Source organism: Pseudomonas sp. BN411 (genome assembly GCF_029871235.1).
In the GTDB taxonomy this organism is placed as follows: Bacteria; Pseudomonadota; Gammaproteobacteria; order Pseudomonadales; family Pseudomonadaceae; genus Metapseudomonas.
This window is the reverse complement of the sequence record NZ_SSOM01000085.1, coordinates 90,666-109,907: the sequence shown is the minus strand read 5'-3', so window position 1 is coordinate 109,907 and position 19,242 is coordinate 90,666. Positions and strand designations below refer to the sequence as shown.

The following is a 19,242-nucleotide window of genomic DNA, read 5'->3' as shown; positions in this document are numbered from 1 at the left end:
GTGGCGGCCGGCTTTTCCACATGCCTTGAACCCAACAACGACAACATCGACTTCGAGGTTCGCACCATGTCCATCAACGCAAGACTCGCAGCACACCTGGAGCGCGGCTCGGTCGGGTTTCCCACCGCGCTGGCCAGCACCATCGGCCTGATCATGGCCAGCCCGGTGATCCTCACCGCCACCATGGGCTTCGGCATCGGCGGCGGCGCCTTCGCCGTGGCCATGCTGATCGCCGCCGTGATGATGCTGGCGCAATCCACTACCTTCGCCGAGGCGGCATCGATCCTGCCCACCAGCGGTTCGGTGTACGACTACATCTCCTGCGGCATGGGGCGCTTCTTCGCCATTACCGGCACCATTTCGGCCTACCTGATCGTGCATGTGTTCGCCGGCACCGCCGAGACGATCCTCGCCGGCGTCATGGCCCTGGTGAACTTCGAGCATCTCAACACGCTGGCCGAGTCCGCTGGCGGCTCCTGGTTGCTGGGCGTCGGCTTCGTGATCACCTTCGGCATCCTCAATGCATTCGGCATCAGCGTGTTCAGCAAGGCCGAGGTGATCCTCACCTTCGGCATGTGGACCACCCTGATGATCTTCGGCCTGGCGGGGCTGTTCGCCGCGCCCGGGGTGGAGCTGGACGGCTGGTTCGGCGCCTCGCTGATCGGTGCCGACCTGACCACCATCCTGTCTCTGGTGGGGATGGCGATGTTCATGTTCGTCGGTTGCGAGTTCGTCACCCCGCTGGCTCCTGAGGTGCGCCGCTCCGCCTGGACCTTGCCGCGCGCCATGGCCCTGGGGCTGCTGGGCGTGGCGTCCTGCATGTTCATCTACGGCGCGGCGATGAAGCGCCAGGTGGAGAACGTGCTGCTCGACGAAGCCACTGGCGTGCACCTGCTGGATACCCCGATGGCGATTCCTCAGTTCGCCCAGGCGGTAATGGGCGACATCGGCCCGATCTGGTTGGGTATCGGTTTTCTCTTCGCCGGCGCCGCCACCATCAACACCCTGATGGCCGGCCTGCCGCGCATCATGTACGGGATGGCGGTGGATGGCGCACTGCCGAAGGCCTTTACCTACCTGCACCCGCGCTTCAAGACACCCCTGCTGTGCATCGCCGTGGCGGTGGCGATTCCCTGCCTGCACGCCTGGTGGCTGGGCGGCAACACCGACGGCATCTTCAACCTGGTGCTGGCTGCGGTCTGTGCCTGGAGCACCGCATACCTGCTGGTGACCCTGTCGGTGGTGATCCTGCGCATTCGCCGTCCGGACCTGCCGCGCGCCTATCGCTCGCCCTGGTTCCCGTTGCCGCAGATCGTCTCCAGCGTCGGCATCCTCATCGGCCTCTGGTTCATCACCCCGCCGGGCATGAACCCGCGCGATGTGTACGTTCCCTTCGGCGTGATGCTGGCGATGACCGCCGCCTATGCGCTGTTCTGGACGCTGGTGGTGCAGAAGGTCAATCCGTTCCGGCCGGTGCCGGTGGAAGAGGTGCTGGAGAAGGAGTTCAGCAGCGAACCCGGCGTTCACTCCGTGGAGCATTTCGGCCATGTTTCCAAGGCTGTCTGAATACTGGCGGCGACCGCCCTCCGGCTACCGGCCGGGGGCAACGCTGGCGCGGGTGGCACGCGACCTGCCATTCCTGGGCGCCGAGCCGGAGGGAGCGACGTCGATGCGTTTCACCAGCGCAGACGGCGAGTTGGCGTTCGACGCCAGGGAGGTGGTCGAGGCGCAATTCCTCATGCACCTGGTGCTGACCGAATTCGTCCTGCAGGTGCCCTCGGTAGGCGCGGGCCATGTACGTATCGATCTGAATCATCGTGGGGCGATTCATCGCCAGGGCATCGCCTGCCGGATTCGTGCTGGCGATGCCAAGGCCCTGGGCGGGCTGACCACCCGCCTGCAGGGAGACGCGGCGCTTCTGGCGGCACTGATGCCACTGGACTTCAAGCGACTGTCGATTGAGCGCGAAGGCGGGCGGTGGACGGTTCGCCTGGAACACATGGGCGCCAGCGAAGTGGTGAACCGGATGCCCGGCTTCCGCCGCTACATACGCCTGAATCCCGAGCAGCGCGAGCATCTGCTGCAGGCGTTGCACGTGCTCAAGGCGATTCTCGGCAGTCACTGAAGGCGTCGATTGGACGTACCTCTGGCTAAGGCATTAACGATCTATTCGGGCCTGGCAGCTTCCTTGTCGGGCAAATAGATAACATGTTAATAATGTCGCCATAAAAACAATGTGGCGTCAGCCCGATCCGGAGGTTTCCGATGGTTGCACAAGCTGTCCGCTCCCCTGATTTCGATTCCTGGCTCCGTTCATTGCGGGGCGTCTGCGGCCGATTCGAGTCGCGCCCTGCATTGGGTCACGGCCTGTTCATCGGCGAGATTGCCCGCCAGGACCTCTCTGGCCTGGAAGTGGCGCAGATCCGCACCAATGCGGGGTCGATCAGCCGCCAGCGCACGTCCATCGACCAGGATGACGACCGTCACTGCTTCCTCATCGTCCAGCGCAGCGGCCGTGCCGAATTGCGCCAGAACGGTGAAAGCGTCGAGCTCGGCCCCGGCGAAATGGCCCTGATGGATTCGGCCCGCGCCTGCGAAATTCTCCCCCATGGCCTGATCGAGCACGCCTCTTTCCACCTGTCCCGCGAAGACGTCTGCCGCCATATGCCGGAGGGGCGGCCGACGTTCGGCAAGCTCTCCCAGCACTGCGCCAGCGGCCGTGTCCTGCGCACCCTGGTGGAACAGATCTGTGGCGGCGAGCTGGATCATTGCGCCGGCCTGGAGGAGGGTGATGCCCTTCAGGAAGCGCTGATCGCCCTGCTGGCGCCGACCCTGCGGCAACGGGCCGGGCAGACCACCAGCGAACTCGACGGCTCCCACAATGCCGGCATGCGCAGCCTGGCCCAGCAACTGATCGACCAGTCGCTTTCGGAGCCCGGCCTGACGCCGTTGGCCTTGGCCAGGCAACTGAACATCTCCGTACGCCAGCTCTACCGACTGTTCGAGGACCAGGGCGACAGCGTCTGCCGTTTCATCCAGCGCGCCCGCCTCAAGCGCAGCGCCGCCGACCTGGCCAACCCGCGCCTGCGCAACGAGTCCATCACCGACATCGCCTTCCGCTGGGGCTTTACCGATTCGGCGCATTTCAGCCGCACCTTCAAGAAGCATTTCGAGCAGTCGCCGCGGGATTACCGAGCCAGCGCGTTCGCGGGCTGACGCTGCCCGTAACCGCTGCGGTTGTGGGCTAGGCTGGTTTGACAGCCCCCATCGTCGCGAGGTGTACGCCATGCACGCTCAAGGTCAGCGCCTGCTCAACAAGGTCGCCATCATCAGCGGCGGTGCGGGTGGTTGTGGCGAAGCCGCCAGCCGGCTGTTCGCCGCCGAGGGCGCCAGGGTGGTGATAGTCGACCGTAATGCCGATGCCGCCATGGAAGTGGTCAGGCAGATCAAGGCAGATGGCGGAGAGGCGATTGGCGTGGGGGCCGATGTTTCCCGTGCCGACCAGGTGCGGTCGGCGGTGGCGGCGGGGGAGGCCGCGTTCGGTGGCGCGGATGTGCTGTTCAATCACGCCGGCACGCTGATCGTGAAACCCTTTCTTGATGTCGAGGAGGACGAGTGGGACTGGCTGATGGCGGTCAACGTCAAGAGCATGTACCTGATGACCCGCGCCGTACTCCCGCAGATGCTGGCCAAGGGTAAGGGCAGCATCATCTGCACCTCGTCCATCTCGGCGGAGTACGCCACGCCCGGCGAGGTGGTCTACAACGCCACCAAAGGCGCCTGCCAGATGTTCGCCAGGGCCATCGCCGTCGAGTTCCGGGATCGTGGCATCCGTTGCAACGCCGTCGCGCCGGGCTTCATCCGCACGGCCCACGGCATTCGCGAGATGAAGGAACTGCAGGCGATGGGTGTGGATGCCAGCGAGGCTGCCATTGCTGCGCAGCAGGGGCGCTTGTGCGAGCCGGAGGAAGTGGCGCGTGCCGCGCTGTTCCTGGCGTCGGACGAGGCGTCCTTTGTCAGCGGGGCGCACCTCTTTGTGGATAACTGTTTTTCGTCGGTTTGAGGATGGAGGCAGGGCGTGGTGTCAACGCATTGGCTCCTCTGGCGTCGGCTGTTGCAATGTTGAAGCGATCTTTCTAGCGAGGGTTTTCCCCGACTCCGCGCCAGCCTGGTATAGCCCTCACCCCCGCCCCCGCTCTGCGCCCCGGCCTGATCGCTTCGCGCTCAGGCGTTCATCGGCACCGGAAGCGGTGCTTCCGAAAGCGTGCCTCTTCACCCCTGAAGAGGAGAGGGGTGACTCGCGCCGGCGAGGTCCAAACAATCCTGAAGCAGCTTGCGGCCTGAAACTGAGCAACCGAGGTGGGGCAGCGACTCCGCCCCTTCAGGAGGCCGAGCGGAATCGTTGCAGAGGGCGACGAGCGGCATGGATGCCGCGAGAGGCGTGTGGGGCCATGGATGGCCCCTCTCGCCGTGCCCCCGGCGCAACGATGGAGGGAGGGAAGTCCGGCGAAGCCGGACCCGGATGCAGGGGCAAGCCCTTTGGTTCCTTTCTGGCGTTTGAGAAAGGGACTCGCCTGGGAAGGCGAAACCAGAAACATCCGCAGAACTCGGCAAGCAGCCTGGCTCAGGACTTTCTTGCAACACTCCACACAGAAATAGCCAAAGCCTTCAGCGCTCCTTTAGCCGGCGCGCCACACCGCGCACGCCGGGTTCGTAGCGCGCCTGTTCCACCGCTGCCAGGGCCAGCCCCAGCACCTGTTCGGCGATCAGCTCATGCTGCTGGTACATGGAATTCACCGGCAGGGGCAGGAAGTCCAGCAACTGCGTGTCGCCGAAAGTGCCCACGCGCATCCGCAGAGGCCAGTCGCCGTGCTCGCGCAGGGCGTCGAGCACGCCGGCCAGCAGCACGTAGGCGGTGGTGATCAGCACATCCGGCAGCTCACCTCGTTGCAGCAGGTCGCCCATCAGGCGCCGGCCGCACTCGCGGCTGAACTCTTCGCCCTGGAGTTCCAGCGCCTCGCACCCGAGTCCTTGCAGGGCGTCGTGAAAGCCCGCGCTGCGCTCGGCGCTGATGGGCAGGTCTGGACGCGCGCCGAGCAGGGCGACGCGACGCGGCCTGGGTTCCAGCAGGCTGCGGGTGAGTTGCTGGCTGGCCTGGCGGTCATCGCTGACCACCGTGCAGAAGCGTTGCGGATTGCGCACCCGGTCGACGGCGATCACCGGCAGGCCTTCGTCCAGCAGTTGTTCCAGGCTGTCGTCCTCCGGCGGAAGGCAGCTGGCGACGATCAACGCGTCGCAGCGGCGCGCACGGAACAGCTTGAGCAATTGCCGCTCGCTGTCCGGCTCGTCGTCGGAGCTGGCGATCAGCAACTGGTAGCCCCGCGCCCGCGCGCCCTGTTCCAGCAGTTTGGCCAGACGGGCATAGCTGGGGTTTTCCAGGTCCGGAAGGATGAAGCCCAGGGTGCGTGTCTGCCGGCTGCGCAGGCCGGCGGCCTGCGGGTTGGGCTTGAAACCATGCTCGTCGACCACCGCCTGTACGCGCTCCACGGTCGCCGGGCTGATGCGTTTCTGCTCGGCCTTGCCGTTGATCACGTAGCTGGCGGTGGTCACCGAAACACCGGCCAGGCGGGCGATATCGCTGAGCTTCAAGTTGACGACTCCTGTTATGCGTATGTGTTTCATCGGGCGGGCTTCAAGAATCGAAGATTATCGAGTAACGTGCTTGCTCAGTTTAGTGAAACGATTCAGCAAGCGTTCTGTCTACGCTTTTGCCAATCGGGACGACGATTGGAAACGCTGCTGATGGCAGGTGACAACGATAAGAAGGGCGCAAGGCCCGGAGAGGTGATGCGATGCTCGAACTGACCGCAGGGCAGATTTCCATGGGCCTGGTGGCGGCGGACAAGGCGTCCGCGTTGCGCCTGCTGGCGGAGCTGCTGGAGGGTGACGGCCTGGTAACGCCGGGTTACCTCGCCGGCCTTGAAGCACGCGAAGCCCAGGGCAGCACCTTCCTCGGCCAGGGCATTGCCATTCCCCACGGCACGCCGCAGACCCGCGACCTGGTGATCACCACCGGCGTGCGCCTGATGCAGTTCCCAGACGGTGTGGACTGGGGCGGCGAGCAGATCGTCTACCTCGCCATCGGTATCGCCGCCCGGTCCGACGAACACCTGCGCCTGTTGCAGGTCCTCACCCGTGCCCTGGGTGAGGCAGACCTCGGCAGCGAACTGCGCCGCGCCGAAACCCCGGATGACATCCTCAAGCTGCTGCAGAGCGCCCCTCAGGAGTTGGCGCTGGACGACCAGTTGATCGGCCTCGGTGTACCGGTGGAGGACTACGACGAGCTGGTTCTGCAGGGCGGCCGCCTGCTGCGCCGTGCCGAATGCGTGGGGGGCAGCTTTGCCGCCGCCCTGCTGCAGGGCGAGCCGCTGCCGCTGGGCGATGGCCTCTGGTGGCTGCACAGCGACCAGGCGGTGCAACGCCCCGGCCTTGCCTACCTGACCCCGGAAAAGCCCCTGCGCTACCTCGACCAGCCCCTCAACGGCCTGTTCTGCCTGGCCAGCCTGGGCGATGCCCACCTGGCCCTGCTGGAGCGCCTGTGCGCCTTGCTGATCGAGGGCCGTGGCCGTGAGCTGGCCCGCGCCACGCAGCGTCGCGCGGTGCTCGAAGCCCTCGGCGGCGAGGTCCAGCCCGACTGGCCCAGCCTGCGCCTGGTGCTGGCCAATGCCCATGGCCTGCACGCGCGTCCGGCCAAGGAACTGGTGCAACTGGCCAAGACCTTCGACGGCGAGATCCGCCTGCGGGTGGCGGACAGCGCTGTCGCTGCCGTGTCCGCCAAGAGCCTGAGCAAGCTGCTGGGCCTGGGTGTTCGTCGTGGCCAGGTGATCGAACTGCTCGCCGAGCCGGCCATCGCCGATGCCGCGTTGCCGGCGCTCAAGGCCGCCATCGAGCAGGGGTTGGGCGAGGAGGTCGAACCCTTGCCGACTGCCGATGCGGCTGTGTCGCAAGAGTTGTGCGAAACCCCGGCCCCCACCGCGCCAGCCGCCGGCAGCCAGCTCCAGGCGGTGCCCGCGGCACCCGGCATCGCGGTGGGGCCGGCGCATATCCACCTGCGCAAGGAATTCGACTATCCGCTGCGTGGCGAGTCCCCCGGTTTCGAGCGTGAGCGCCTGCAACAGGCCATCGGCCATGTGCGCGTCGACATCGAGGGCCTGGTGCTGCGCAGCGAGGCAAAAGCCATTCGCGACATCTTCATCACCCACCTGGAAATGCTCGCCGACCCGGAACTGGGCGACGAAGTGGACGCCCGCCTGAAACAGGGCGAAAGCGCGGCCGCCGCCTGGATGGCGGTGGTGGAGAGCGCCGCCACCCAGCAGGAAGGCCTGCACGACGCCCTGCTGGCCGAGCGCGCCGCCGACCTGCGGGATATCGGCCGTCGTGTGCTGGCCCAGCTCTGCGGCGTGGAAGAGGCTCCCGAACCGGACGAGCCCTACATCCTGGTGATGGACGAAATGGCGCCCTCGGACGTAGCACGCCTGGATCGCAACCGCGTCGCCGGCATCCTCACCGCCCGTGGCGGGGCTACCTCCCACAGCGCCATCGTCGCCCGCGCCCTGGGCATTCCCGCGCTGGTGGGGGCCGGGGCCGGCGTGCTGCTGCTGGAAGCGCGCACGCCGCTGCTGCTGGACGGCCAGCGTGGTCGCCTGGTCGTCTGCCCGGATGAAGGGCAACTGCAACGTGCCCACCAGGAGCAGGAAAGCCGGCAGCGCCGGCTGCAACTGGCCGATACCCACAAGCTGGAACCGGCCCTGACCCGTGACGGTCATCGGGTGGAGATCTGCGCCAACCTGGGCGACAGCGCGGGTGCGGCCAAGGCGGTGGCCCAGGGAGCTGAAGGCGTGGGCCTGCTGCGTACCGAGTTCATCTTCATGTCTCTCCCGCAGGCGCCGGACCTGGCCACCCAGGAGACCGAGTACCGGCGCGTGTTCGACGCCCTGGACGGCCGCCCACTGGTGGCCCGCACCCTGGACGTCGGCGGCGACAAACCCTTGCCCTACTGGCCGGTCGCGGAAGAGGAAAACCCCTTCCTCGGCGTACGCGGCGTGCGCCTGACCCTGCAGCGCCCACACCTGATGGAAACCCAGTTGCGCGCGCTGATGCAGGCCAGCCAGGGCCGGCCGCTGCGCATCATGTTCCCCATGGTCGGCACGGTCGACGAGTGGCGCCAGGCGCGCGACATGGCATTGAAGGTGGCAGGCGAAATTCCCCAGGCGGACCTGCAGCTGGGGATCATGGTCGAGGTGCCGTCCGCCGCGCTGATCGCCCCCGTACTGGCCCGCGAAGTGGACTTCTTCAGCATCGGCACCAACGACCTGACCCAGTACTGCATGGCCATCGACCGTGGCCACCCGACGCTGTCCGCCCAGGCCGATGGCCTGCATCCGGCGGTGCTGCAGCTGATCGACCTCACCGTGCGCGCGGCCCATGCCCAGGGCAAATGGGTGGGCGTCTGCGGCGAACTGGCCGGCGACCCGCTGGCGGTGCCGCTGCTGGTGGGCCTGGGGGTGGACGAATTGAGCCTGTCTGCCGGTGGCATTGCCGAGGTCAAGGCACGGGTGCGTGAGTTCAGCCTCAGCGCCGCCCGCGAGCTGGCCCAGGACGCCCTGACCCTGGAAAGCGCGGCTGCCGTGCGCGAACTGGCGGAGCGCTTCTGATGGCTCGCATTCTCACCCTTACCCTGAACCCCGCCCTGGACCTGACTCTGCGCCTCGACCGCCTGGAGCCAGGCCAGGTCAACCGCAGCCTGGCCCAGGTCAGCCATGCCGCCGGCAAGGGCGTGAACGTCGCCCAGGTGCTGGCGGACCTTGGCCACAGCCTCAGCGTCTCGGGCTTCCTGGGCGCGGACAACGCCGAAGCCTTCGAAACGCTGTTCGCCCGGCGCGGCTTCGTCGATGCCTTCGTCCGTGTGCCGGGCGAAACCCGCAGCAATATCAAGCTGGCGGAAGCGGATGGGCGCATCACCGATATCAACGGCCCCGGCCCAGTGATCGATACCGCTGCCCAGAATGAGCTGATGGCTCGGCTGGACAGCGTTGCGCCGGGCCATGACCTGGCGGTGGTGGCCGGCAGCCTGCCCCGTGGCGTTGCGCCGGGCTATCTCGCCGAACTGATCACCCGGCTCAAGCGCCTCGGCCTGAAGGTGGCGCTGGACACCAGCGGCGAGGCGCTGCGCGCCGGCCTGCTCGCCGCGCCCTGGCTGATCAAGCCGAACACCGATGAGCTGGGCGAACTCCGTGGCCGGGCTGTGCATGACATTGCCTCCCAGCGCGAAGAGGCCCACCGGCTCCAGGCGCAAGGGATCGAGCAGATCGTCATTTCCCAGGGGGCCGCTGGCGTGAACTGGTTCGGCCCCGGTCTCGCCCTGCATGCCCAGCCGCCGCGGGTGGCCGTGGCCAGCACCGTAGGCGCGGGCGATTCCCTGCTGGCCGGCATGGTCCATGGCCTGCTCAGCGGCTGGGCGGCCGAGCGCACCTTGCGCCACGCCACCGCTATCGCCGCGCAGGCGGTGACCCAGGTGGGCTTCGGCATCCTTGATGCCGCGCAACTGCAACAGCTCGAAGGCGCCGTCGCGGTCCAGGCGCTGCCAGAACAACAAGAGGTGTCCCGATGAAACTCGCCATAGTCACCGCCTGCCCCAATGGCATGGTCACCAGCGTGCTCTGCGCACGCTTGCTGGATGCCGCCGCCCAGCGCCTGGGCTGGAGCACCAGCGTCGAAATCGTGGACCCGCAACATCCGGAGAACGCGCTGTCCGCCGCCACCCTGGAGGCTGCCGACTGGGTGCTGGTGGTGAAGAGTGGCGCGCTGGACCTCTCGCGCTTCGCCGGCAAGCGCCTGTTCATCGCCAGTCCTGGCGAGGCCCTGCGCGACAGCGAAGCCTTCCTCCTGCGCGCTGCCGTCGAGGCCCGTGAGCAGCAGGCTGAGCCGGCTGTGCCCGCAGTTGTTTCAGCTGCCCGGCCGCGCGTCGTTGCGGTCACCGCCTGCCCAACCGGCGTGGCCCACACCTTCATGGCTGCCGAAGCCTTGAAACAGGCGGCCCAACGCCTGGGGATGGACCTGCAGGTGGAAACCCAGGGCTCGGTGGGCGCACGCGACCCGTTGAGCCCCGACGCTATCGCTGCCGCCGATGTGGTGTTGCTGGCCACTGATATCGAGGTGGACACCGCCCGTTTCGTTGGCAGGAGAGTGTTCCGCTGCGGCACCGGCGTCGCCCTCAAGCACGCCGAGGCGACCCTCCAGCGCGCCCTCAACGAGGGCCAGTTGCTGGACGCGAAGGCCGGTGGCGACAGCCAGGCCGGCAAGGCCAAGGCTGAACCCAAGGGCGCCTACAAGCACCTGCTCACCGGGGTTTCCTACATGCTGCCGATGGTGGTGGCGGGAGGCTTGCTGATCGCCCTGTCCTTCGTCTTCGGTATCGAGGCATTCAAGGAGGAGGGCACCCTGGCCGCCGCGCTGATGCAGATCGGCGGTGAGGCGGCGTTCAAGCTGATGGTGCCGTTGCTGGCCGGCTACATCGCCTATTCCATCGCCGACCGGCCTGGCCTTGCGCCGGGCATGATCGGCGGGCTGCTGGCCAGCACCCTCGGCGCGGGCTTCATCGGCGGCATCATCGCTGGCTTTCTCGCCGGTTACTCGGCACGCGCCATCAACCGCCACCTGAACCTGCCGCAGAGCGTCGAGGCGCTGAAGCCGATCCTGATCATCCCGCTGCTCTCCAGCCTGTTCACTGGTCTGGTGATGATCTACGTGGTGGGCAAGCCGGTGGCCGGCATGCTCGCCAGCCTTACCCACTTCCTCGACAACATGGGCACCTCCAACGCCATCCTCCTGGGTCTGCTGCTGGGCGGGATGATGTGCGTGGACCTCGGCGGCCCCATCAACAAGGCGGCCTACGCGTTCTCCGTGGGCCTGCTGGCCTCCCAGAGCTACGCGCCGATGGCCGCTACCATGGCTGCTGGCATGGTGCCGCCCATCGGCATGGGCATCGCCACCCTGCTGATGCGCCGCAAGTTCGCCCAGAGCGAACGTGAAGCCGGCAAGGCGGCGCTGGTGCTGGGGCTGTGCTTCATTTCCGAAGGCGCGATTCCCTTCGCCGCCAAGGACCCGCTGCGGGTGATCCCGGCCAGCATCGCCGGCGGTGCCCTGACCGGCGCGCTGTCCATGTACTTCGGCTGCAAGCTGATGGCGCCCCACGGCGGCCTGTTCGTGTTGCTGATCCCCAACGCCATCAACCACGCCTTGCTCTACCTGCTGGCCATAGTTGCCGGCAGCCTGGTGACCGGGGTGATCTACGCCGCGCTCAAGCGCGGTGGTGAGCAGGAGCTGGTGCTGGAGTCGCAGCGGGCCGCCTGAGCAGGGGCCTCACTCCAGCCCGTAGTCGCGCTCGACATAGGCCACCCGGGTACGGAATGCCCGATACCACTCGGCCCGCCCACGCCGCTGCGCTTCCCGGTGCTCGGCCTGGACGCGCCAGGTGCGGATGGACTCCTCATCGCGCCAGTACGACACCGTTATCCCCAACCCGTCGGCACCACGGGCCGATTCCACGCCGAGGAAGCCCGGTTGCTCCCGCGCCAGTTCCAGCATGCGTTCGGCGGTGGCGGCGTAGTCCTGCTCGGTGTCGCTGCGCAGGGAGGTGAAGATCACCGCGTAGTAGGGCGGCTCGGGCGTGCGGGCGATCATTGGCCGTGCTCCTGGCAGGCGTTGACGAAGGCCGCGACCAGCGGTGGCAGGCGGCCGATCAGTGCGGCGCGTTCCGGTTGGAACAGGGTGGCGACGAAGAACGGATGGTCCTCCAGCTCCACCGCCCTGACCGCACCGGCGGCGTCGGTGGCCGCGACCCGCAGCGGCCCCTGGGTGAGCGCTTCGCGAAAGGCCGGATTCAGGCCATATCCGCAGTGGTAGCCCTCGAAGGCTTCAGGCGCGCCATAGGCCGCGGCCAGGCGCGAGTTGGCGAGTAGCTGGATGCGCTCCAGGGTTTCCCGCAGGGCGCAGGGCAGGGGGCTGATCACCGCACGCTGGGCATCGGGAGCGGTTTCAGCGTGTTCGGCATCGGCCCAGCCAAGCACGTTGCGCGCATATTCCAGCAGCGCGTGCTGGAAACCGCCGCAGGTGCCGAGGAAGGGCAGGGCAGTGCGCCGCGCATGGGTGATGGCACCCAGGGCGCCTTCGGTGTTGCGGTAGGGGCTGCCGGGGACGCACCAGAGGCCGTGGAAGTCGTCGAAGCGGGTTTCACCGAGGTCGTCCGTCGCCAGCCAGATGCCCTGCACCGCCCTCCCGGTCGCTTGGGCCGCGAGATCCAGGGCGCGCGGAATGGCGCGGTGGGCGGTGATGCTGTCGTCCCTGTCGCCAACCAGGCCGATGCGCAGTTGCTTCATCTCTGTCCTCCGATGAGTGGCGCGGATTGCGCCGGTTCCAGTGGACTATATAGTTGCGCTGAAGCAATCAATATTGGCGATTTGGCAAGGCGGGATTGCGTTGATGCAATACGAAATCGATCACTCGGACCTGTCCCTGGTGCTGGCGCTGGTCCGTGGCGGCACCCTGGCGCGCGCCGCCGAGCTGCTCAAGGTGGACGTTTCCACCGTGTTCCGATCCCTGCGGCGTCTGGAAAAAGCGCTTGGCAGTGTGCTGTTCGAGAAGAGCCGCGCCGGCTATGTGCCCAATGCCGCGGCGCAACTGCTGGCGCAACAGGCCGAACTGGCGGAACGGGCGCTGGAGGCCGCACGCCTGGGACTGGAGCAGGGCCGCGAGGCCGTCAGCGGCACCCTGCGCCTGACCTGCACCGACGCCGTCCTCCATGGCCTGCTGCTGCCCGCCCTGGCGCGCTTCATGCCCGCCTACCCGGCGCTGGAACTGGAGCTGACCACTTCCAACGACTTCGCCAACCTCAGCCGGCGCGACGCCGATGTCGCCTTGCGCCTGACCACCGCGCCGCCCGGCCATCTTGTGGGACGCTGCCTGGGGGCCGTGCCCTACGTGCTCTGCGCGGCGGACAGCTACCTGGTTCGTTCGTCCGAAACCGACCCGGCGAAAATGGCCTGGATAGCCCCGGACGACTTCCTGCCCAACCACCCCAGCGTGGTCTGGCGGCGCCAGCATCACCCCGAGGTGCAACCGGCCTATCGCTGCAACAGCACACTGTCGGTGGTGCAACTCGTACGCGCGGGCCTCGGTGTGGCGGCGCTGCCGGAGTTTCTGGTGCGTGGTGAAAAGGGGCTCAAGGTGCTGGAAAAAGACTTGCCTGGCTGTACCAGTGCCCTCTGGCTGCTGACCCGTCCGGACTGCCGCGCGTTGCGCTCGGTCACCACCCTGTTCGAAGAGCTGGGGCGTCACATCAGGCTGCCGAGCACCGCTGCTCAGAGCGGCTAACCTTGTTCTGGCAGTACTGCCGAAGTGCCAGTCCACCTGCCTGCAAGCCCCTGGAGGGCGCCATGGTCAAAGCCATCCTCGTCATCATCGTCGTCGCGTTACTCGGCGTGCTGGGATACGCCGCAATCAGCCCGGATCACTTCCGCATCGAGCGTACGACCACCATTGCCGCGCCGCCGGAAAAGGTCTTCCCGCTGATCAACGACTTCCGTCAGTGGACGGCCTGGTCACCCTGGGAAAAGATCGACCCCGCCCTCAAGCGCAACTACAGCGGACCGAAGGAAGGCGTGGGCGCCGCCTATGCCTGGCAGGGCAACAACGAGGTAGGCACCGGGCGCATGGAAATCACTCAGAGCGAGCCGGTATCCAAGGTGGAGATCAAGCTGGACTTCCAGATGCCCTTCGAGGCCCACAACACCGCCGAATTCGTCCTCCAACCCCACGGCGGCGGCACCCAGGTCACCTGGGCCATGTACGGGCCTTCGCCCTACACCCACCGGCTGATGCAGGTGTTCTTCGACATGGATGACATGGTGGGCAGCAAGTTCGACCAGGGCCTGAACAACCTCAAGGCCGCCGCCGAGAAGTAGCCTGAAACGGACCGCTCGGCCCCTCGACGGGCAAGGTGACGGAGCGGGGCTATCCTGATCCCTTTCCTGTGGGCGCGAGTTCATTCGTGAATGAATTCGCGCCCACAGGGCATGGTCAATCCTGATGAAGAAAGGAATTTTCCGCCGGCCTTGTCGATTCCCGACGCGGCCGAACGACCAATGGGTGTCAGTACCCCGCAGCCACCCGAGGAACCCATCATGAAATACCTGTGCCTGATCTATATCGAAGAAGCCAAGCTCGCCACCCTGACCGATGCCGATTACCAGGCCATCGCCGGCGAATGCGTGGACTACACCGAGCAACTCACCGCCAGCGGCCATTACCTGGCATCCAATGCCCTGGAATCGGTACGCGCCGCCACCACCCTGCGCATCCAGGGCGGGCGGGTGTCCATGACCGACGGGCCCTTCGCGGAAACCAAGGAGCAACTTGGCGGCTTCTACCTGATCGAAGCCCGCGATCTCAATGAAGCCCTGCAGATCGCCTCGAAGATTCCGCCGGCCCGCCTGGGTTGCATCGAAGTGCGCCCGGTACGCGAACCCGAAGTGCGGCCGACCCTGGGCGTCGCCTCGTGATGCCTGGGAGGGCCTGATGGACGAGGCCGAGCTGCGCCAGCGGGTCGAGTCGATCTACCGCAGTGACTCGCGCCGTGTCCTCGCCACGCTGATCCGCCTCCTGGGGGATTTCGACCTGGCCGAGGAAGCCCTGCACGACGCCTTCATCGCTGCGGTGCAGCAATGGCCGCGGGATGGCATTCCCGCCAACCCGCGCGCCTGGCTGGTGTCGGCGGGTCGCTTCAAGGCCATCGACAGCCTGCGCCGGCGCGCCCGCTTCGACGCGTCGAAGCGTCACCTGGTGGCCGAACTGGAAGAGGCCGCCAGCGCCTTCGAGGAGGGTGAGGATGTGGAGGATGACCGCCTGCGGCTGATCTTCACCTGCTGCCACCCGGCGTTGCCGGCCGACGCCCAGGTGCCGCTGACCCTGCGTGAGGTCTGCGACCTGAAAACCGAGGAAATCGCCCGCGCCTTCCTCAGCACCCCGTCCACCATCGCCCAGCGCATCGTGCGGGCCAAGGCGAAGATCCGCGATGCGCGCATCCCCTATCAGGTGCCGGCCCTCGCCGAACTACCGGAGCGGCTGGATAACGTCCTGCGGGTCATCTACCTGGTGTTCAACGAAGGCTACTCGGCCACCTCCGGGGATTCCCTGACCCGAACCGACCTCTCCGCCGAGGCCATCCGCCTGGCGCGGCTGCTGCTGGAACTGTTGCCGGACCCGGAAGTGATGGGCCTGCTGGCGCTGATGCTGTTGCACGACTCGCGCCGCACCGCCCGTGCCAACGCGGACGGCGAACTGATCCTGCTGGACGAGCAGGACCGCACCCTGTGGGACCGGGCACAGATCGCCGAAGGCCTGGCCCTGGTGACCCAGGCGCTGGCCAGCCGGCGCGTCGGTGTCTACCTGTTGCAGGCCGCCATTTCCGCCGTGCATGCCCAGGCACCGGATGCCGCGAGCACCGACTGGGGGCAGATCGTCGGCCTCTACGACGTCCTCCAACGCCTCGTGCCGTCGCCGGTGGTGACCCTCAATCGCGCCGTGGCGGTCGCCATGCATGACGGGCCGGAAGCGGGCCTGGCGGAGGTGGATGCCTTGCTGGAAAGCGGCGAATTGCGTGACTACCACCTGGCCCATGCCGCCCGGGCCGACTTCTGCCGGCGCCTTGGGCGCAAGGACGAAGCGCGGGCGGCCTATCACAGCGCATTGGCGCTGGTGCGGCAGGAACCCGAGCGGCGCTTCATCGAGAAGCGCCTGCGTGAACTGGAGGCGTGACGGCACCGTTCGTCGGTCGTGGCGAAACGGATGTCGAAGCCGGATGACGGCCCTCGACCAGAGGTGAATCCACCGGCATGCAGCCGGTGCAGCCCTGGCGAAAACCTGGAGACGTACCATGAGCAGCGAAACCTTGAAGGCCACCACCGAACTGGAAGTGCACGAAGTCTTCAACCAATGGCTGAGGGCCGCCCGTGCCAAGAATGTGGACGCGATCCTGGCCTGTTACGCGGACGACGTGATCGCCTACGACGCCATCCTCAAGTTGCAGTTCAAGGGCCTCGACGCCTACGGCCAGCACTGGCGTTATTGCATGGAGTTGTGCGCCGGCGACGGCATTTTCGAACCCGCCGAGCCGACTATCCACGCCGATACCAGCGTGGCCTTCGTGCACTGCCTGATCCGTTGCGGCGGCGAGCAGGACGGCGTGGTGAAGACCAGCTGGATGCGCGGCACCCAGGGCTACGTCAAGCGCGGCGGCACGTGGAAGATCGTCCACGAGCACTTCTCCGCGCCCTTCGATATGGAAAGCGGCAACGCCCTGTTCGATCTCCAGCCCTGACCCCGGACGCGGTTGCGGCCCGTAGGGTGGGCTTCAGCCACGGACCGGGACACGTAGGAGCGAGCTTGCTCGCGAACAGTCCGTGCACGATCTTTTCGCGAGCAAGAACTCGGCGTCCCCCTCGCTCCTACACACGACACGACGCGTCAGCCGGTAAACTCGGCCAACCTTTCAGCACCCGAGCAAGCCCATGGATATCGACCTGGCGCGTACCTTCCTGGAGATCGTCCGCACCGGCAGCTTCGTCGCCGCCGCCGAGCGCCTGCACGTCACCCAGACCACCATCACCGCGCGGGTGCAGAACCTGGAGCAGCAACTGGATTGCCGGCTCTTCGTGCGCAACCGCGCCGGAGCGCGGCTGACCGCCGACGGCGAGGTGTTCGTTGCCTACGCCAACAAACTGGTGGAGACCTGGGAGGCGGCGCGGCGCGACCTGCCGTTGCCGGAGGGCTACCGCGACGTGCTCAACCTCGGCGGCGAGGTGAGCCTGTGCAGTCCGCTGGTGCTCAGTTGGGTGATCCGCCTGCGTGAACGCATGCCGTCCCACGCCGTGCGCGCGGAGGTCGGCGAGGCCGGCCATCTGCAGCAGCAGCTACAGAGCGGTCTGCTGGATGCCGCGCTGGTCTACCGCCCCGATTACTGGCCGGGCCTGCAGGTGGAACTGCTGATGGAGGAAAAGCTGATCCAGGTGCGTTCGACGACCAATCCCGAGCCTTACATCTACAACGACTGGGGGCCGGAATTCCGCCAGCGCCACGACGCCGCGCTCCCGGACAAGGCCAGCGCCGTGCTGGCCACCAACCTCGGCCCGTTGGCCCTGCATTACATCCTGCAATGCGGCGGCTCTGGCTACTTCCGCGCTCGCGTGGTGCAGGGGCACCTGGAAAACGGCGAGCTGGAACGGGTGGAGAAGGCGCCGGAGTTCACCTATCCCACCTACCTGGTCTATTCCCGCGAGAAGGATTCCCCAGCCTTGCGCCAGGCCATCGACCTGCTGCGGGAAGTCGTGGCCGAGGACATCGACTGGTCCCGGCGCTGGGACCCGATCTGAGTCGCAATGGTCGCGATCAGCACATCGTAGGATGGGTAGAGGTACGAAACCCATCATTTCGGGGGCGATGGGTTTCGCTGCGCTCTAGCGGAACGCCGCCCGCCACATCCACGGACTGGGACCCGGTCTGAGCCTTGGGTTTCGATTGTAGGAGCGAGCTTGCTCGCGAAAGATCGCGCTCGAACTGTTCGCGAGCAAGAACTCGGCGTCCCCCTCGCTCCTACAGGTCAACTCGCCAGCTGCAACGCCGGTTGCTGGTGCAGGTCCTGCAGCCAGTTGCGGTAGAGCGCGGCGATCAGGTCGCTCTGGCTGACGATGCCCACCACGCGGCCGCCGTCGTCCAGCACCGGCAGGCAATGCAGGCCCTGGTCGGACAGCAGCGACACCAGTTCAACCACCGGCGTATCCACGGTCACGCAGCGCACCGGGCGGGTCATCAGGCGTGACACCGGCGCTTCGCGGCGCACACGGAAACGGTCGGCGAGACTGCGTGGTGCGGCACTGGCGGCGTGGCCGAGCAGGTCGGAGAGGGTCAGGATGCCCACCAGGTGCTGCTTGTCATCCAGCACCGGCAGGGCTTTCAGGTGGTGCCGATCGAGCAGTTTCCAGGCTTCGCTGACCGGTGCATCGGGCGCGATGGTGCGCAGGTCGCGGGACATGATCCGTGCCGCCCGCAGGTCACCCATGGTGCGGCGCAATGCATGCTTTTCGGTGAGCTGGAGCAGGCGCTGGAGGTCATCGCGGGTCACGTCGACGAAGCTGCCGAACTCGGACAGGGCCCGGTCCAGGTCAACCTCGGCGATGCCGTTGCGCTCGCTCGGCAACGGGTCGGCGGTCAGGTGCGGGCCGGCGGCCGGATGCGCGAGTTTGCGTGGGTAGGGGACGCCACTGAGGTTGTTGAACAGCAGTGCGGTGTTCACCAGTACCACTGAACCCAGCAGAACCGGCAACAGCAGATGCCAACCCAGCGCGGAGAAGACCGGTCCACCGAGCGCAGCCCCCAGGGCGATGGCGCAGCTGGGCGGGTGCAGGCAACGCAGGGCCTGCATGCCCACCAGGGCCAGGCCGAAGGCGGTTGCGGCGGTGGCCAACGGGGGCAGGCCCCAGTGGCTGACCAGCAAGCCGATGGCTGCCGCCAGCACGTTGCCGGCGACCACCGGCCAGGGCTGGGCAACTGGGCTGGAGGTAACAGCGAACAGCAGCAGCGCGGAGGCGGAGAACGGCGCGATCAGGCGCAAGGCCAGGTCGGTACCGTAGAGCTGGCTGCACACCAGCGCGGCGAGGAAAACGGCGATGCAGCCGCCAATGGCGGCGCGCAGCCACTCCCGGGGAGGGGCGTTGCTGGCGTCCGGCAGCAGGCGTTGCAGCCAGAGACGCAAAGGGTTCTGGGGCATGGGCATGACACTAGGCAGTTGATAAAGGGAGAGGCCGGAGGCGCTGTACGGAAAGTGCCGAAGCCGGACGGCTTTTCGTACAGGCCCCTGGTCCTCTCAATCCCACCGAAGTGGGGGCTCCATCCTTGGATATGGAAACGTCTTTTTCTCGCGCACGGTTCCTCGGAGGGGGCTGCTCATGCAGACCCTCGCCGGGCCGGGCGTCGGGGATGGCGGGAATGCTAAGGGATGCCTGAATAGCGGGCTAATGAATGTTATTGCAGCTTAAGTGCAATAAAACCTGATTAAAGGCGCGGCATTCCAAATGAGACGCTGAACGTTCTCGTGATGAATTCTTGACTCCTTTTTCACCTGCCGCTGCT

The 19,242-nt window shown here is 66.8% G+C and carries 17 protein-coding genes; 13 read left to right on the top strand and 4 right to left on the bottom strand.

Annotated features, from left to right (window positions below; all coding sequences use genetic code 11):
- The first annotated feature begins 66 nt into the window (after nucleotides 1-66).
- From E8F06_RS27545 to E8F06_RS27530, 4 genes are all read left to right on the top strand, one after another.
- Nucleotides 67-1,566: an APC family permease gene (locus E8F06_RS27545; RefSeq protein ID WP_280372340.1), complete on the top strand. Its 1,500-nt coding sequence runs from the start codon at nucleotides 67-69 to the stop codon at nucleotides 1,564-1,566.
- The gene (locus E8F06_RS27540) at nucleotides 1,547-2,125 is read left to right on the top strand and encodes a DUF3156 family protein (protein ID WP_280372339.1); all 579 of its coding nucleotides are present in this window, start codon (nucleotides 1,547-1,549) and stop codon (nucleotides 2,123-2,125) included. Before E8F06_RS27545 ends, E8F06_RS27540 begins: the two co-directional genes overlap by 20 nt.
- Nucleotides 2,126-2,265: 140 nt before the next feature.
- Entirely contained in the window at nucleotides 2,266-3,216 is a 951-nt protein-coding gene (gene feaR / locus E8F06_RS27535) for a transcriptional regulator FeaR (RefSeq protein WP_280372338.1), read from the top strand.
- 70 nt (nucleotides 3,217-3,286) lie between these two features.
- On the top strand, nucleotides 3,287-4,063 hold the full coding sequence (locus E8F06_RS27530; protein ID WP_280372337.1) for an SDR family oxidoreductase: 777 nt from the start codon (nucleotides 3,287-3,289) through the stop codon (nucleotides 4,061-4,063).
- A gap of 605 nt (nucleotides 4,064-4,668) precedes the next feature.
- Here E8F06_RS27530 and cra read toward each other — a convergent pair.
- Nucleotides 4,669-5,649, bottom strand: a complete 981-nt coding sequence (gene cra / locus E8F06_RS27525) for a catabolite repressor/activator (protein ID WP_280372336.1) — start codon at nucleotides 5,647-5,649, stop codon at nucleotides 4,669-4,671.
- 203 nt (nucleotides 5,650-5,852) lie between these two features.
- On the opposite strand from cra, the gene ptsP reads away from it, so the two are divergent.
- From ptsP to E8F06_RS27510, 3 genes are read left to right on the top strand one after another with little or no spacing between them, the layout of a single operon-like run.
- Nucleotides 5,853-8,714, top strand: coding sequence for a phosphoenolpyruvate--protein phosphotransferase (gene ptsP / locus E8F06_RS27520; protein WP_280372335.1), 2,862 nt, complete (start codon nucleotides 5,853-5,855; stop codon nucleotides 8,712-8,714).
- Nucleotides 8,714-9,670 carry a 1-phosphofructokinase gene (gene pfkB, locus E8F06_RS27515; protein WP_280372334.1) on the top strand — a complete coding sequence of 319 codons (957 nt, stop codon included), beginning with the start codon at nucleotides 8,714-8,716 and terminating at the stop codon, nucleotides 9,668-9,670. Before ptsP ends, pfkB begins: the two co-directional genes overlap by 1 nt.
- A complete protein-coding gene (locus E8F06_RS27510; RefSeq protein ID WP_280372333.1) occupies nucleotides 9,667-11,412 on the top strand; it encodes a fructose-specific PTS transporter subunit EIIC in 1,746 nt (581 codons plus the stop codon). The genes pfkB and E8F06_RS27510 overlap by 4 nt, the downstream gene beginning before the upstream one ends.
- A 9-nt stretch (nucleotides 11,413-11,421) precedes the next feature.
- Here the strand turns inward: E8F06_RS27510 and E8F06_RS27505 are convergent, their stop codons facing one another.
- Entirely contained in the window at nucleotides 11,422-11,742 is a 321-nt protein-coding gene (locus tag E8F06_RS27505; RefSeq protein ID WP_280372332.1) for an antibiotic biosynthesis monooxygenase, read from the bottom strand.
- Complete coding sequence (locus tag E8F06_RS27500; protein ID WP_280372331.1) at nucleotides 11,739-12,437, bottom strand: CTP synthase; 699 nt, start codon at nucleotides 12,435-12,437, stop codon at nucleotides 11,739-11,741. Before E8F06_RS27500 ends, E8F06_RS27505 begins: the two co-directional genes overlap by 4 nt.
- A 103-nt stretch (nucleotides 12,438-12,540) precedes the next feature.
- Here E8F06_RS27500 and E8F06_RS27495 point away from each other — a divergent pair, with 103 nt between their 5' ends.
- From E8F06_RS27495 to E8F06_RS27470, 6 genes are all read left to right on the top strand, one after another.
- Complete coding sequence (locus tag E8F06_RS27495; RefSeq protein ID WP_280372330.1) at nucleotides 12,541-13,431, top strand: LysR family transcriptional regulator; 891 nt, start codon at nucleotides 12,541-12,543, stop codon at nucleotides 13,429-13,431.
- Nucleotides 13,432-13,493: 62 nt separating this feature from the next.
- Nucleotides 13,494-14,021: an SRPBCC family protein gene (locus E8F06_RS27490; protein WP_280372329.1), complete on the top strand. Its 528-nt coding sequence runs from the start codon at nucleotides 13,494-13,496 to the stop codon at nucleotides 14,019-14,021.
- Nucleotides 14,022-14,240: 219 nt separating this feature from the next.
- Nucleotides 14,241-14,618, top strand: coding sequence for a YciI family protein (locus E8F06_RS27485; RefSeq protein WP_280372328.1), 378 nt, complete (start codon nucleotides 14,241-14,243; stop codon nucleotides 14,616-14,618).
- A 31-nt stretch (nucleotides 14,619-14,649) separates the two neighbouring features.
- Nucleotides 14,650-15,873, top strand: a complete 1,224-nt coding sequence (locus tag E8F06_RS27480) for an RNA polymerase sigma factor (RefSeq protein WP_280372451.1) — start codon at nucleotides 14,650-14,652, stop codon at nucleotides 15,871-15,873.
- 118 nt (nucleotides 15,874-15,991) lie between these two features.
- Complete coding sequence (locus E8F06_RS27475; RefSeq protein WP_280372327.1) at nucleotides 15,992-16,435, top strand: nuclear transport factor 2 family protein; 444 nt, start codon at nucleotides 15,992-15,994, stop codon at nucleotides 16,433-16,435.
- Nucleotides 16,436-16,625: 190 nt separating this feature from the next.
- Nucleotides 16,626-17,486, top strand: coding sequence for a LysR family transcriptional regulator (locus E8F06_RS27470; protein WP_280372326.1), 861 nt, complete (start codon nucleotides 16,626-16,628; stop codon nucleotides 17,484-17,486).
- Nucleotides 17,487-17,713: 227 nt separating this feature from the next.
- Here E8F06_RS27470 and E8F06_RS27465 read toward each other — a convergent pair whose 3' ends face one another.
- Nucleotides 17,714-18,880 (bottom strand): CBS domain-containing protein, encoded by a 1,167-nt coding sequence (locus tag E8F06_RS27465; RefSeq protein WP_280372325.1) that lies wholly within the window; start codon nucleotides 18,878-18,880, stop codon nucleotides 17,714-17,716.
- Between the last annotated feature and the right edge of the window lie 362 nt (nucleotides 18,881-19,242).

What these genes read in the sequence shown, in the direction of transcription:
- E8F06_RS27495 (WP_280372330.1), top strand. Translation starts at nt 12,541, where the DNA reads ATGCAATACGAAATCGATCACTCGGACCTGTCCCTGGTGCTGGCGCTG.
- ptsP (WP_280372335.1), top strand. Translation starts at nt 5,853, where the DNA reads ATGCTCGAACTGACCGCAGGGCAGATTTCCATGGGCCTGGTGGCGGCG.
- E8F06_RS27500 (WP_280372331.1), bottom strand. Translation starts at nt 12,437, where the DNA reads ATGAAGCAACTGCGCATCGGCCTGGTTGGCGACAGGGACGACAGCATC.
- E8F06_RS27505 (WP_280372332.1), bottom strand. Translation starts at nt 11,742, where the DNA reads ATGATCGCCCGCACGCCCGAGCCGCCCTACTACGCGGTGATCTTCACC.
- pfkB (WP_280372334.1), top strand. Translation starts at nt 8,714, where the DNA reads ATGGCTCGCATTCTCACCCTTACCCTGAACCCCGCCCTGGACCTGACT.
- E8F06_RS27545 (WP_280372340.1), top strand. Translation starts at nt 67, where the DNA reads ATGTCCATCAACGCAAGACTCGCAGCACACCTGGAGCGCGGCTCGGTC.
- feaR (WP_280372338.1), top strand. Translation starts at nt 2,266, where the DNA reads ATGGTTGCACAAGCTGTCCGCTCCCCTGATTTCGATTCCTGGCTCCGT.
- E8F06_RS27465 (WP_280372325.1), bottom strand. Translation starts at nt 18,880, where the DNA reads ATGCCCCAGAACCCTTTGCGTCTCTGGCTGCAACGCCTGCTGCCGGAC.
- E8F06_RS27530 (WP_280372337.1), top strand. Translation starts at nt 3,287, where the DNA reads ATGCACGCTCAAGGTCAGCGCCTGCTCAACAAGGTCGCCATCATCAGC.
- E8F06_RS27510 (WP_280372333.1), top strand. Translation starts at nt 9,667, where the DNA reads ATGAAACTCGCCATAGTCACCGCCTGCCCCAATGGCATGGTCACCAGC.
- E8F06_RS27470 (WP_280372326.1), top strand. Translation starts at nt 16,626, where the DNA reads ATGGATATCGACCTGGCGCGTACCTTCCTGGAGATCGTCCGCACCGGC.
- E8F06_RS27485 (WP_280372328.1), top strand. Translation starts at nt 14,241, where the DNA reads ATGAAATACCTGTGCCTGATCTATATCGAAGAAGCCAAGCTCGCCACC.
- E8F06_RS27475 (WP_280372327.1), top strand. Translation starts at nt 15,992, where the DNA reads ATGAGCAGCGAAACCTTGAAGGCCACCACCGAACTGGAAGTGCACGAA.
- E8F06_RS27540 (WP_280372339.1), top strand. Translation starts at nt 1,547, where the DNA reads ATGTTTCCAAGGCTGTCTGAATACTGGCGGCGACCGCCCTCCGGCTAC.
- E8F06_RS27490 (WP_280372329.1), top strand. Translation starts at nt 13,494, where the DNA reads ATGGTCAAAGCCATCCTCGTCATCATCGTCGTCGCGTTACTCGGCGTG.